Origin of the sequence: Pseudomonas sp. MWU15-20650, assembly GCF_023242475.1 — a bacterium.
In the GTDB taxonomy this organism is placed as follows: Bacteria; Pseudomonadota; Gammaproteobacteria; order Pseudomonadales; family Pseudomonadaceae; genus Aquipseudomonas.
In genome coordinates this window covers 62,497-74,662 of sequence record NZ_JALJFG010000010.1, presented here as the reverse complement: position 1 = coordinate 74,662, position 12,166 = coordinate 62,497, and the positions used below count along the sequence as shown (strand labels likewise).

Below are 12,166 nucleotides of genomic sequence, written 5' to 3'. Positions count from 1 at the left end.
CTGGAGCAGCTGTAAGAAAAGTGCAACGTCACCTCGCGATACTGAAAATAACCGGCACGCATTTGACGCTCGGGAATAACAAAAAAAGGCAGACAGCCATGTTCAAGCATTCGAAAGTACGCCAGGCGGGGCTCATTCTGTTCGCCACCACACTGATTCTGATCTTGCCCAACTTGACCAAGATTATCGGGTGACGATCCGCACCCCACCTTCCGTGCACACACAGCACCAGGACTGCAGCGTTTGGCAGCACCTGCCGGGACATTGCGCATAGCGGTCCTGTTGCAGGGGCTGTCTTTTTGCGCGCAGATTTCCGCTATCTTGAGCGCCATCGACACTTCGTACCGGGCCTCCCCCTTGAAAACAATCCTCGCCTTTTTGACCCTGCTGCTGGCACTTCCCGCTTCAGCGGCACCATTGACCATCGAACTGGACCACGCCAGCAAGACCTGGCAGACCGCCGACCTGCTCGCGCATCCGGATGCGCAGACCGTGCAGGTAGTTGATGACGTTTCCTACAAACGCAACATGACCTATCGCGCAGTGCCGTTAGCGGCGCTCCTACCGGGTCTCAAGGCGGAAAATCATCTGCAAGCCGTCGCCCTGGATGGCTTCGCCGCCGAACTCAGTGCCGCCCCCTTATTGGAAAAAAACGGCGCCCGCGCCTGGCTGGCCGTGGAGGACCCGGCTCACCCATGGCCGGCGCTGGCGCCGGGCAAACCCAGCGCCGGGCCGTTCTACCTGGTGTGGACCCACCCGCAAGCCGGGCATATCAGCCCGGAACAGTGGCCGTTCCAAGTCTCTGCGTTCAAGCAATTGCAGACGGTGGCCGAGCGTTTTCCAGCGTTGGTGCCCGACCCGAAGTTGGCCGCCAATGACCCGGTCAACCTGGGCTTTGCGTTGTTCCAGAAGAACTGCCTGGCGTGCCACCGCCTCAATGGTGCCGGCGATGCCCAAGTGGGGCCGGACCTGAATGTTCCGTACAGCCCCACCGAGTATTTCGGCGACGATTTCCTCAAGCGTTACATCCGTGATCCGCAAAGCCTGAGGCACTGGCCACAGGCGAAGATGCCGGCGTTCTCTGCCAGTGTGTTGCCGGACAGTGAGCTGGAGTTGTTGGTGGGGTACTTGAAGCATATGGCGGGGCGCAAGCAGCAGCCTTAAGGTTTACGCAGTCCCTCTGTGAGAGGGATTGCCCTAATGGAACGCTGTCACTGTGGCTACCGTTTGCTCGCTCTAGCGCTTAACTGGCTGGTAGCAGGGTTTCCCCTCCTCCCACAGTTGGTCAGTGTCGCGCTGGTGGTTATTGCTGCTGTACTGAAATCACTGGCGTCGGCGCCACCAATACCTTGGCGTGCATCTGCTCATGCCCGCCTCCACGGCGCATGCCGCGCACCGGGCAGGCATCAAGGTAGTCCAGGCCCACGGCCAGCTTCAAATGCCGCTCGGGCCGGGCCAGTTGGTTGGTCACGTCAAAGCTGTACCAGGCATCATCCAGCCAGGCTTCGGCCCAGGCATGGCTGGCCAGGTGCGCGCTGTCTTCCGTATACAAATACCCCGACACATACCGTGCAGGAATCCCCAGGCTGCGGGCGCAGGCCAGGAATGCATGGGTGTGGTCCTGGCACACGCCCGCAGCGCCGGCGAAGGCTTCGGCCGCGCAGGTATCGACCTCGGTAGCGCCCGGTGTGTAGACCATCGCCTGGTTGAGGGCCTGCATCAGGTCGATCAACGCCGTACGGTCGCGACGCTGCTGACAGTGCTGCTGGGCAAAACGGCGCAAGGCTTCATCAGGCTCGGTCAGGCGCGTACAACGCAGGAACGGGAAGGCGGACTGACTCTCGTGTTCGGCCTCCCGCAACTCGTCGATATCCACCAGGCCACGGGCGCCGATGATGATGGCGTCGTGGGGTTCGTCCAGGGTCAGCACGTGCAGGATGTTGCCGAATGGATCCACCTGCGCCCGTACCGGGCGTGGCAGGTCCAATTGCCAGCTCAGAACGTGCTGGCGCTCGCTGTCATGGGGCGTCAGGCGCAGGTACTGGATGCTGGCGCGCACTTGGTCGTCATAGTGGTAGGTTGTTTCGTGGCTGATGGAGAGTCTCATGCGGCCTCCAGGTAGGAGCTGTAAATGGCGTCGCCCAACTGGCGGACCAAGGGGATAAAGTCGGTCAGCCAAGCGTGCAGGCCTTCCTCGAGGATTTCGTCAATGGCGGTAAAGCGCAGGCGCGCGTCCATCTCGGCCGCCAGCCGTTGCGCCGGGCGACCGTTCAGGCCCGGCAGGCTGGCGAGAATCTGCTCGATCTCTTCGCTGCAGGCCCGTAGCGAGCGCGGAACATCTGCGCGTAACAACAGCAGTTGTGCGACTTGCCGAGCGCCAGGGGCGTCCCGGTAAATCTCGGTGTACGCCTCGAACGACGACAGCGCACGCAGCAAGGCGCTCCACTGATAATAGGCGTGGGCCGTGCCGTCGGTGACCGCTTCGGCTTGGTCGCCGGCCATTTCGTAGCGAGCATCCAGTAGACGCAGGGTGTTGTCGGCGCGCTCGATAAACGTGCCCAGGCGAATAAAGCGGAACGCATCGTTACGCATGATGGTGCCGTAGGTGGCGCCACGAAACAGGTGCGAACGCTCTTTGACCCACTCACAAAACCGGCTCATGCCGTAGCGGCTCAGCCCCTGTTGGGCGATATCGCGAATATCCAGCCAAGTCGCGTTGATGTTTTCCCACATGTCGGCGGTGATTCGCCCACGTACCGCATGGGCACTGGCCCGCGCGGCACCGAGGCAGCTGTAGATGCTGGCCGGGTTGGCCGCATCCAGCGCGAAGAAGTGCAACAGGCGTTCAGCGTGCAATTCGCCGTGGCGCTCGTGGTAATCATCCAGGGTGCCGGTGATCAACAGCGGCATGGCCAATTCGTGCAGGCCATCACCGCGCCCATCCTGGGGCATCAGCGACAGCGAATAGCTGACATCGAGCATGCGCGCGAGGTTTTCCGCGCGTTCCAGGTAGCGCGACATCCAGTACAAATCCGAGGCAGTTCTACTCAACATGACATCAGTCCTCGACCACCCAGGTGTCTTTAGTGCCGCCGCCCTGGGACGAGTTGACCACCAACGAACCTTCGCGCAGGGCTACACGGGTCAGGCCGCCCGGCACCACACGGGTTTCTTTGCCAGACAGCACGAACGGCCGCAAGTCGATATGGCGCGGGGCGATACCGTTCTCGACGAACGTCGGACAGGTGGATAAGCACAGGGTTGGCTGGGCGATATAGGCGTGGGGCTTGGCCTTGATACGGGCGCGGAAGGCTTCGATTTCCGCTGCCGTGGCGGCCGGACCGACCAACATGCCGTAGCCGCCGGAGCCTTGGGTTTCCTTGACCACCAGATCGGCCAGGTTGGCCAGCACATGGGACAACTCATCCGGCTTACGGCATTGGAACGTCGGGACGTTCTTCAGGATGGGTTCTTCATCCAGGTAAAAACGGATCATCTCGGTGACGAACGGGTACACCGATTTGTCATCCGCCACCCCCGTGCCAATGGCGTTGGCCAACACCACATTCCCCGAGCGATAGGCGGCCAACAGGCCAGGCACGCCAAGCATCGAGGCGGGGTTGAACGCCAGCGGGTCGAGAAACGCATCATCAAGGCGGCGGTAAATCACGTCCACCGCTTTGGGGCCATCGGTGGTACGCATGAACACGCGGTCATCCCGTACAAACAGGTCGGCGCCCTCCACCAGCTCCACGCCCATTTCCCGGGCGAGAAAGGCATGTTCAAAGAACGCGCTGTTAAAACGCCCCGGGGTCAGCACCACCACGCTGGGGTTATCCAGGGGGCTCGAACTTTTCAGGGTGTCGAGCAGCAGGTTGGGGTAATGGTCGATGGGCGCAATCCGCTGGGCGGCAAACAGCTCGGGAAACAGGCGCATCATCATCTTGCGGTCTTCAAGCATGTAGCTCACGCCACTGGGTGTGCGCAGGTTGTCTTCCAACACGTAGTAAGTGCCATCGCCGTCGCGTACGAGATCGACCCCAGATATGTGGGAATACAGATCGCGGTGCAGGTCCAGACCCTGCATTGCCAACTGGTATTGCTCGTTGGCCAGCACCTGCTCGGCGGGGATGATCCCGGCCTTGATGATGCGTTGATCGTGGTACAGGTCGGCGAGGAACATGTTCAGCGCCTTGACCCGCTGAATGCAGCCGCGCTCGACAATCCGCCACTCGCTCGCCGGAATGCTGCGGGGGATGGTGTCGAAGGGAATCAGGCGCTCGGTGCCTTGTTCGTCCCCGTAAAGGGTGAACGTGATCCCGGCTCGGTGAAACAGCAAATCGGCTTCGCGCCGGCGCTGGGCCAACAGTTCGGCAGGGGTTTCGGCTAACCAGCGGGCGAACTCGCGGTAATGGGGGCGGACCCGCCCTTCCCCATCGTACATTTCATCGTAATTAGTGCGGATCATGCCGTACTCCTTGTCACCCGGACGCCAGAACCTTCGCAAGGCCCGTGCCAGCGGCATAAACACTTAATAATCAATCGGTTGTATAAAGCCAGGATTTCCGCCGCACCGTCCTGGTGCGCAGAATGCCCGAGGTCATGTCGCGCGCTTCATCACAATGCGGACTTTGACTATCAACAGCATAGCCAGAGTTGATTTCACTGCGCGCCTGCCCCCACGGATAATCGCCTCCATGGGCTAGACAGGACATGTCCTACAGCCAGACCCTTTGCCCAGTCGGTACCGTTCGACCTCGTGTACTGATCTCCTTCGTTCTTCCCTTTGCGCCACCCTCTTCGGGTGGCTTTTTTTTGGCTGCAAAAACGTGCAGGCGGCCCAAACAAAATCGGCCGACCCAAAGGTCAGCCGATACGCTGCTGTGCTCATGCTACATGGGTAACCCACGCACCTCCTGCTTGACGCCCCATCCCTCAATGATCCCGCCCAGTGGCTCGACCACCGCCTCAAAGTCTTGCTCGAAGTCTCCTATGCCGTCGTAGGTGGCGAACATGATTTTGCTCAGTTCCAGGTACCAGGCGCCATCGTCGCGCGCGCTGACCTGGGCATTCAGGGATTCCCCGCGAAATCGACCCGCAGCCCTGCGCGCCCGTTCCTCATCCGGGAAAATGGCGTAGAACTCGATGGGGTGAAAACGCGAGAAGTCGAAACCGCCTTCTTTCATGCGGCGCAGAACGTTGGTGCTGATGTCTTCTTGATAGGCTGTGCTCATGAAACGTCCTCCTCAAACCGATGGATAGACTTTCCGTGCTTCCCGAAGCCCGCGCCCTACTGGCGCGGGTGCTACGGCAGTAACAACACCGCTGGAAAACAAGCATGTAGCTGACAAGACCAGACCTTAGCGATTCATTCGCTGATCTCGATTGCAGAGTAGCGCGAAGCTATCACCTCCACCAGAGGGCTTTAGAGGGTACGCAGGAAATGTTCAGGGGGCGGGAGAGATACTGAGGATCTGGATACTGTTCTGCTCTTTGAGGATCTTGACCGTAGGCTCGTCTTTGCGGCCCTCAAGATCGTTAAGGTCAAGTACGGCGGCGACCGGCAACAGCTTACCGCGAATCATGTGCGCCGCATCTTCGAGGCTAGGCTTGTGATCGCAGTTGAACTGCTCCACGGACTGCACGCCGTGATCATCCACAAAGGTAATTGTCCACGTTTGCATCAGTGCCTCCTCGATAAAGCCCATGTGTGGGCTCACCTCTATCTTGACCCTGGGAGCTCGGCAAACGTTCCACTCAAGGCAGGAGGCACCAGACTAACCGCGCTTATTTTTCAGCGCGTTCCTTCAAGGCTTTCAAGGTATTGAACGGAGCGTCCACCACGAACTTGTTGGCCAGCCAAGACGGCACGCTGCCGCCTGGCTCGGTGTGTACCTGGTAGGTGACTTCGGTCTGGTTATCGCCTTTAGGCACCAGTTTCCAGTAGCCATCCACTTGCGCCACGCGCACATAGCCTTTGACTTCCGGCTGGTAGGTCGGCACTTCCAGCAGTTTACGTGTCACGGTGCCGTCGGCAGCCTTGGAGGTGGTGATCTCAAGGATCGAGTCGCGGTCGGTCACCGGGAACGGTGCCTTGAACTGGGTGTAGGTCCAGCTCTTGTCGCCTTCGGTCTTGAGCAGCTTTTGCGATTTGCATTCATGAATCCAGGAGCAGGCACCCGCGACATCTTCCTGCAGGGCCTGGATCTTGGCGACCGGTGCCTTGATCACGGTCACACCGCGATACGCCTTGTACTTGGAGCCGGCAATTTCGCTCAAGGATACCTTGATACCGTCTTCGTCCTTGGCAACTTGCCACTCTTCAGCCTGGGCAGTGGCAGCAAATAACACCGTAAAGCCGCACAACACAGCCATTCGTTTCAGCGAACCCATTGTTGTATTCCTTATTGTTGAAGTTCCGATAGTAAAGCCCATCAAGCCGCCGTCATCTGCTCCCACCAACCGATCAACCGGATTGCATCGGCCTGGTCGTTGCCGCAGACCTCGATATCCGCCTTGAAATCACTGCACACCGCCGGCCGCTCAGGTTGGCCGAACAGCTGGCACAACTGTTCGACCGAAAGGTGCAGGCAACGTTCTCCCGCAGGTTTGCCATGGGGCATTCCCGGCAGCGGTGAACTGATAGAGGGGGCGATGCAGCAAGCGCCACAGCCTTCACGGCATTTCATGACCAGCAGGTCCTCGACGACTCAATGTGGATGGCCGGGCTAGAGTACGCCCTTAAACAGCCGTTTTAAAATGGTGTAACAGGGGTTTTTCGCACAAAACAAAAGTGACCGACCAGTCTGCGACAGATGGTCGGCAACCTGCGTCACCCACGCCGGCAAAGTTTATTGCTTGAATTCGAAATCCAGCGCAGCCCCTTCGACTTCACGCCGTTCTTCGTTACGCAGTTGCAGCTTCATCTCATTGCTGAGCAAGCGGCCGTTGATTTGGAATGCGCTGTTGTCGGACGGCTTTTCGCCAAACATCGGCGGCAACAGCGGAACGCTCTTGGGCTTGGGCATGGTCCCGATTGGCTGCAAGTGCCGGACCATCTCCGGGGGCAAGGACAGGTCCAATTTTGCCGGTGGCAGTTTGGTCTGGGCCACTTCATGGGCCGATTTGGACTTGCTCGCGACCGGGGCGCGCTTCTTGGTCGCTACGGCCTTTTTCTGGGTGGCCGGGGCTTTTTTCGCAGGGGCCGGCTTCTTGGCGGGCGACTTCTGGGCACTGGCAGCAGGCTTGTTTTCAGCCACAGGGGCCGCCGCCAGCAAGGTGCTGACATTGCACAGGGTTAACAGGCCAATCACCAAAGTAGCGCGAAAAGTAGAGATCATATCGCCAACAGCATTAACGGCAGAGGGCCATATGCTCGCTTGTTGCGCTCGGCATGACAAGCGCGGTGTTCAGCCCGCGCGCCGTCTTGCCCCCTTTAGGCGCCTCAAAAACCTGCCGCTGTTTCCTGGCATAACTGGTTGGCAAGCATGCCCAGGGTCATTAATGCCCGCTCCGCTTCGCGGTTCCACGGTGTACCGCAGTTAAGGCGAATGCAGTGGTTGAACTGTTCCGTATTACTGAAGATCAGCCCCGGCGCAATACTGATGCCTTGTTGCAGGGCGCGCACGTGCAGTTCCTGGGTATTGACCCGCCCCGGCAAACTGACCCACAGGATGAAGCCACCGGTGGGCCGGGTCATCTGCGTGCCTTCGGGGAAATACTGCTGCACGGCCAGTTGGAACGCGCTGAGATTCTTGCGGTATTCCTGGCGGATGTAGCGCAAGTGACGGTCGTAGCCGCCGTTCTCCAGGTAGGCTGCGACGCCCATCTGCGTGACGCTGCACGCCGAGTGCGTGCTGAACATCTGCAAGCGCTGGATTTCCTGCTGGTATTTGCCGGCGATCATCCAGCCGATACGCACGCCGGGAGACAAGGTCTTGGAAAAGCTGGAGCAATAGATGACCCGGTCGAGACGGTCATAGGCTTTCAGGGCCTTGGTGCGGCCGAGCTCGAACATCAGTTCGCCGTAGATATCATCCTCGACGATCTGGATATCGAAATCCGAGGCCAGGCGCAGCAACTGTTTCTGCCGCTCCTCGGGCATGGTGCCGCCCAACGGGTTGCTCAAGCGCGTGGTCAGCACCAGCGCCTTGATCGACCATTGGTTGGCGGCCAGTTGCAGGGCTTCCAGGCTCATGCCGGTGGCTGGGTCGCTGGGGATCTCGATGACTTTGAGGCCTAGCAAATCAGCCAGTTGCAGCAAGCCGTAATAGGTCGGTGATTCGGCGGCAATCAGGTCGCCCGGGCGTGTGAGCACGCGCAACGACATCTGCAAGGCATCGACACAGCCGTGGGTGATCACCACTTCGGAGGGGTCAACCACGACCCCGGCATCGCGCATGCGGATTGCCACCTGGCGGCGCAGGGGTTCAAAGCCCGGGCTGAACATGTAGCTGAACGCCCGTGGGCTCTGGAACCGCGTAACCTTGGCCAGTTGCTGGTGCAGCGCCCGTACCGGCAGGTAGTCGACACTCGGCACCGCCGCGCCCAAGGGGAACACACCTTCACGGCGCGACTCGACCAGCACTTGTTGAATGATACTGCTGCGGGTCACCAAACCTGGACGCTCGACCCGAGCGATGTCCGGGGTCGGCGCCGTGAGTGCCGGTGTCTGGTGCACGTAATAGCCCGATTGCGGCCGCGCCCGGATCAGCCCCTGGTCTTCCAGGTTGGCATACGCCTGCAGCACCGTGGCATGGCTCACATTGAGCTGGGAGCTCATTTTGCGCACAGAGGGCACGCGCTCCCCCGGTTGATAGACACCGCGCCGGATATCCTCAGCCAGTTGCTGGGCAATACGTTGGTAAAGCAACAGATTGGTCATGACGCAGCACTCGATTTCACGGATATTTTATTTTTGTGTGAAACATACCGGCACAGTTTAGAAGTGTACGGGGACAGTTGCCACAATAGTCGAGCGCACGCGACAGTGATAGAAAAAACTGTAGAGGCGTTGAACAGAGCTCCGGGTGTACTCCAAACGAAATGTGGGAGCAAGCTTGCTCCCGATAGCAGTGCGTCAGCCATGAATTAGGCGACTGATTCACCGCAATCGGGAGCAAGCTCCCTCCCACACGTTTATCTGCGTCAGGCGTTAGCGGGCAGCGCCCAGTTGGCCCTTCTGATCGGAGAACACAATCTCCACGCGGCGGTTCTGTGCGCGGCCACGCTCGGAGGCGTTGGCTTCCACCGGGTACTGGTCGCCGTAACCTTCGACCTGGATACGTTTCTCGTCGATGCCCAGGTCAATCAGCACGTCAGCCACCGATTGCGCGCGGTCGCGGGACAGTTTGAGGTTTTCCTGCTCGCCACCGGTGTTGTCGGTGTAGCCCTCGATGCGCACCACGCGCCCGGGGTTCAGTTGCAGGAACTGTACGATTTTCAGCACAGTGCGGTTAGCGGAGTTTTCCAGCTCGGCAACCCCGGTGTCGAACAGCATATCGCCCAAGGTCATCACCAGGCCGCGGTCGGTCTGGGTGGTCAGGCTGGCGATTTGTGCTTCGACCCACTTGCCCTGCTGCTGCACGCTGGCCAGCTTGTTTTCACGCAGGGCCAATTGCAGCCGCTGGCGCTCCAACTCGAGTTGGGTACCGCGCTCTGCGTTGAGCCCTTGCTCGGTGTGTTCGCGGGCAATCGCACTGTAGCGCTGGCTCAGGTAGGCGTAATGCACAACGTCGGGGCCACTGCCCCAGTAGCTGGACAAGCGATCGGCACGGGCCAGGGACTCTCCGGCGCGGATCACGTCCTTGGGGGCAAAACGCAGCACGTTGGCGTCTTCCTTGACCTTCTGGAAGTCACTGCCGGCCAGCTGCAATGCCTGCTCGCTGCTGGGCTGGCTGGCGCAACCGCCCAGGGCTGCGCTGCCCAGCAGCAATACACAACTCAAACCACGGATCATCGGGCTCATTGCGCTTCTCCCAACTGCAATTGCTTGCGCAGGCGGGTGATGCGGGTGTTGAGTACGTTCAGTTGTTCCTGGCTCTTGTGGGTCAGCACTTGCGCCTCGGCAAAACGCGCATCCAACTCAGCCTGTTCGGCCAGCATGCGCGCGTTCTTGTAGGACTGGCCGGCCATGTCGGCCTTGGCCTTGGCGAACTTGTCTTCAGCCAGTTTCAGCTCGGGCGATTCGTCGGTGTTGACGCCGACCGCACTGGCTTGCACCAAGGCTTGTTGGGTCAGGCGCATTTGTTCATTCGGCGCAGGATCGGCTGCACATCCCGCCAGAGCGACAACGGCGAGGGCCGCTAAAAGAGGTCGAAAAATCACTGTAAATCCCTACTTTGTTGGGGTGCCGACGGGTTGTTGCAATTGCGCTTTCCAGCGCTCCAGATTGCGCTGCAGCGCAGTTTGCGCCACACCGGAAGCGGGCAATTCTGTCATCTTTTTCGCCAGCTGTCCGCGCAGCCACGGATCATTGCAGGCAGAGTTGTGGGAAACCGCCAGGTACAGCCCGGGCTGGTCAATCGGCATATCACGGGCAACAAGGTCGTTACTCATGCCCAAGGTCTGGGCCATGGCCATGCCGGAATAACGCCCGGCCAATACGTAGTCCACTTCACCCAGTAACAGTTTCTGGAAGGCAGGGGTCAAGTTGGGCAGGCGTTGCAGGGTGAGCTGCTGACCGGCGAAGGCTTCGAACGTAGCGCTCAAACGGGCGCGCTCCGACACCGCGCCTTTGTGCCCGTGCAAGTCGGCGGCGGTGGTGTAGACCAGGGGTGAGTCCTTGCGGGTCCAGACCAGGTAGTCGATCTGCACCAACGCCGGGTGGATGTAGTCGAAGTTTTCCAGCTCACCAAGGTTCAACGGCGCGTCGGCGAGGATGTCCATGCGCCCGCTGCGCACTTCATCCAGGGCCAGGGAACGTTTACCGCCGTAGAGCAGGTCGACTTTGAGCCCGAGGTCCTTGCCGACCTGCTGCAGCACGTCGGCAGTGGCGCCGATCAGGTGCGTCGGGTCTTGTGGGTCGCGCCATAACAACGGCGGTGCGTCCGGGCTGCCGGTGATCACCAGGTGCTCACATTTGCCGGCGGCCCACGACAGGCTCGGCAGCAGCGTGAAGCCCAGCAGTACGGCCCAGGGGCGCAGTTCCATGGCGGTTTCTCCGATGTTCAAAAAAGCCCAGGCCAAAAAAAGCCCGGTCAAAAGACCGGGCTCTTTATAAGTGAAGCGGCTGGATTAGACCAGCTTCGAAAGCTCTGGTACGGCTTCGAACAAGTCCGCCACCAGGCCATAATCGGCGACCTGGAAGATGGGGGCTTCTTCGTCCTTGTTGATCGCAACGATCACCTTGGAGTCTTTCATACCGGCCAAATGCTGGATCGCGCCGGAGATACCCACGGCGATGTACAGCTGTGGCGCAACGATCTTGCCGGTCTGGCCGACCTGCATATCGTTAGGTACGAAACCTGCGTCAACGGCCGCGCGGGAAGCGCCGACCGCCGCGCCCAGCTTGTCGGCCAGGGCGTACAGGTGCTTGAAGTTGTCACCGTTCTGCATGCCACGCCCGCCGGAGACGACGATCTTGGCAGCGGTCAGTTCAGGGCGGTCCGACTTGGCCAGCTCTTCGCCAACAAAGCTGGAAGTGCCAGCGTCGTGGGCAGCGGAGACAGCTTCAACGGCAGCCGAACCACCTTCGGCGGCAACCGGGTCGAAACCGGTCGCACGTACGGTGATGACTTTGACCGAAGCGTTGGACTGCACGGTCGCAATGGCGTTACCGGCGTAGATCGGGCGCTTGAAGGTGTCAGCGCTTTCAACCGAGATGATCTCGGAGATCTGGTCAACGTCCAGCTGCGCGGCAACGCGTGGCAGGATGTTTTTGCCGTTGGAGGTAGCAGCCGCCAGGATGTGGCTGTAGCCCTTGCCCAGCTCTGCAACCAGCGGGGCAACGTTTTCCGGCAACTGATGCGCGTAGGCGGCATTGTCAGCGTTCAGGACTTTGCTCACGCCAGCGATTTTCGCAGCGGCTTCAACCACGGCGCCAGCGCCCTGGCCTGCTACCAGCACGTGAATGTCACCACCGATTTTTGCAGCAGCGGCCACGGTGTTCAGGGTGGCCGGGGCCAGCACCTTGTTGTCGTGTTCAGCGATTACCAAGATAGTCATT

Annotated in this window: 14 protein-coding genes; 1 reads left to right on the top strand and 13 read right to left on the bottom strand. The window is 60.1% G+C overall.

The genetic code is table 11. From position 1 onward, the window contains the following. The first annotated feature begins 357 nt into the window (after positions 1–357). Positions 358–1,164: a cytochrome c gene (locus tag M5B43_RS11180; RefSeq protein ID WP_248750159.1), complete on the top strand. Its 807-nt coding sequence runs from the start codon at positions 358–360 to the stop codon at positions 1,162–1,164. Between the two features lie 139 nt (positions 1,165–1,303). Here M5B43_RS11180 and M5B43_RS11175 read toward each other — a convergent pair whose 3' ends face one another. From M5B43_RS11175 to M5B43_RS11115, 13 genes are all read right to left on the bottom strand, one after another. Further along, positions 1,304–2,107, bottom strand: coding sequence for a transglutaminase family protein (locus tag M5B43_RS11175; protein WP_248750158.1), 804 nt, complete (start codon positions 2,105–2,107; stop codon positions 1,304–1,306). Next, the gene (locus M5B43_RS11170) at positions 2,104–3,054 is read right to left on the bottom strand and encodes an alpha-E domain-containing protein (protein ID WP_248750157.1); all 951 of its coding nucleotides are present in this window, start codon (positions 3,052–3,054) and stop codon (positions 2,104–2,106) included. The genes M5B43_RS11175 and M5B43_RS11170 overlap by 4 nt, the downstream gene beginning before the upstream one ends. Positions 3,055–3,058: 4 nt before the next feature. Beyond that, complete coding sequence (locus M5B43_RS11165) at positions 3,059–4,468, bottom strand: circularly permuted type 2 ATP-grasp protein (RefSeq protein ID WP_248750156.1); 1,410 nt, start codon at positions 4,466–4,468, stop codon at positions 3,059–3,061. 424 nt (positions 4,469–4,892) lie between these two features. Next, complete coding sequence (locus tag M5B43_RS11160; protein ID WP_003193463.1) at positions 4,893–5,234, bottom strand: ribonuclease E inhibitor RraB; 342 nt, start codon at positions 5,232–5,234, stop codon at positions 4,893–4,895. 213 nt (positions 5,235–5,447) lie between these two features. Continuing rightward, positions 5,448–5,684 carry a hypothetical protein gene (locus tag M5B43_RS11155; protein WP_248750155.1) on the bottom strand — a complete coding sequence of 79 codons (237 nt, stop codon included), beginning with the start codon at positions 5,682–5,684 and terminating at the stop codon, positions 5,448–5,450. 103 nt (positions 5,685–5,787) lie between these two features. Beyond that, positions 5,788–6,393: an START domain-containing protein gene (locus tag M5B43_RS11150; protein WP_248750154.1), complete on the bottom strand. Its 606-nt coding sequence runs from the start codon at positions 6,391–6,393 to the stop codon at positions 5,788–5,790. Between the two features lie 41 nt (positions 6,394–6,434). Continuing rightward, a complete protein-coding gene (locus M5B43_RS11145; protein WP_124410570.1) occupies positions 6,435–6,689 on the bottom strand; it encodes a YkgJ family cysteine cluster protein in 255 nt (84 codons plus the stop codon). A 162-nt stretch (positions 6,690–6,851) separates the two neighbouring features. Further along, positions 6,852–7,340: a translation initiation factor 2 gene (locus M5B43_RS11140; RefSeq protein WP_248750153.1), complete on the bottom strand. Its 489-nt coding sequence runs from the start codon at positions 7,338–7,340 to the stop codon at positions 6,852–6,854. A 104-nt stretch (positions 7,341–7,444) separates the two neighbouring features. Beyond that, positions 7,445–8,884 (bottom strand): PLP-dependent aminotransferase family protein, encoded by a 1,440-nt coding sequence (locus M5B43_RS11135; protein WP_034120766.1) that lies wholly within the window; start codon positions 8,882–8,884, stop codon positions 7,445–7,447. Positions 8,885–9,154: 270 nt separating this feature from the next. Further along, entirely contained in the window at positions 9,155–9,967 is an 813-nt protein-coding gene (locus M5B43_RS11130; protein ID WP_248750152.1) for an OmpA family protein, read from the bottom strand. Then, complete coding sequence (locus M5B43_RS11125) at positions 9,964–10,326, bottom strand: DUF4398 domain-containing protein (RefSeq protein WP_248750151.1); 363 nt, start codon at positions 10,324–10,326, stop codon at positions 9,964–9,966. The genes M5B43_RS11130 and M5B43_RS11125 overlap by 4 nt, the downstream gene beginning before the upstream one ends. A 9-nt stretch (positions 10,327–10,335) precedes the next feature. Next, complete coding sequence (locus M5B43_RS11120) at positions 10,336–11,151, bottom strand: transporter substrate-binding domain-containing protein (RefSeq protein WP_248750150.1); 816 nt, start codon at positions 11,149–11,151, stop codon at positions 10,336–10,338. An 84-nt stretch (positions 11,152–11,235) separates the two neighbouring features. After that, positions 11,236–12,165: an FAD-binding protein gene (locus M5B43_RS11115; RefSeq protein ID WP_248750149.1), complete on the bottom strand. Its 930-nt coding sequence runs from the start codon at positions 12,163–12,165 to the stop codon at positions 11,236–11,238. Between the last annotated feature and the right edge of the window lies 1 nt (position 12,166).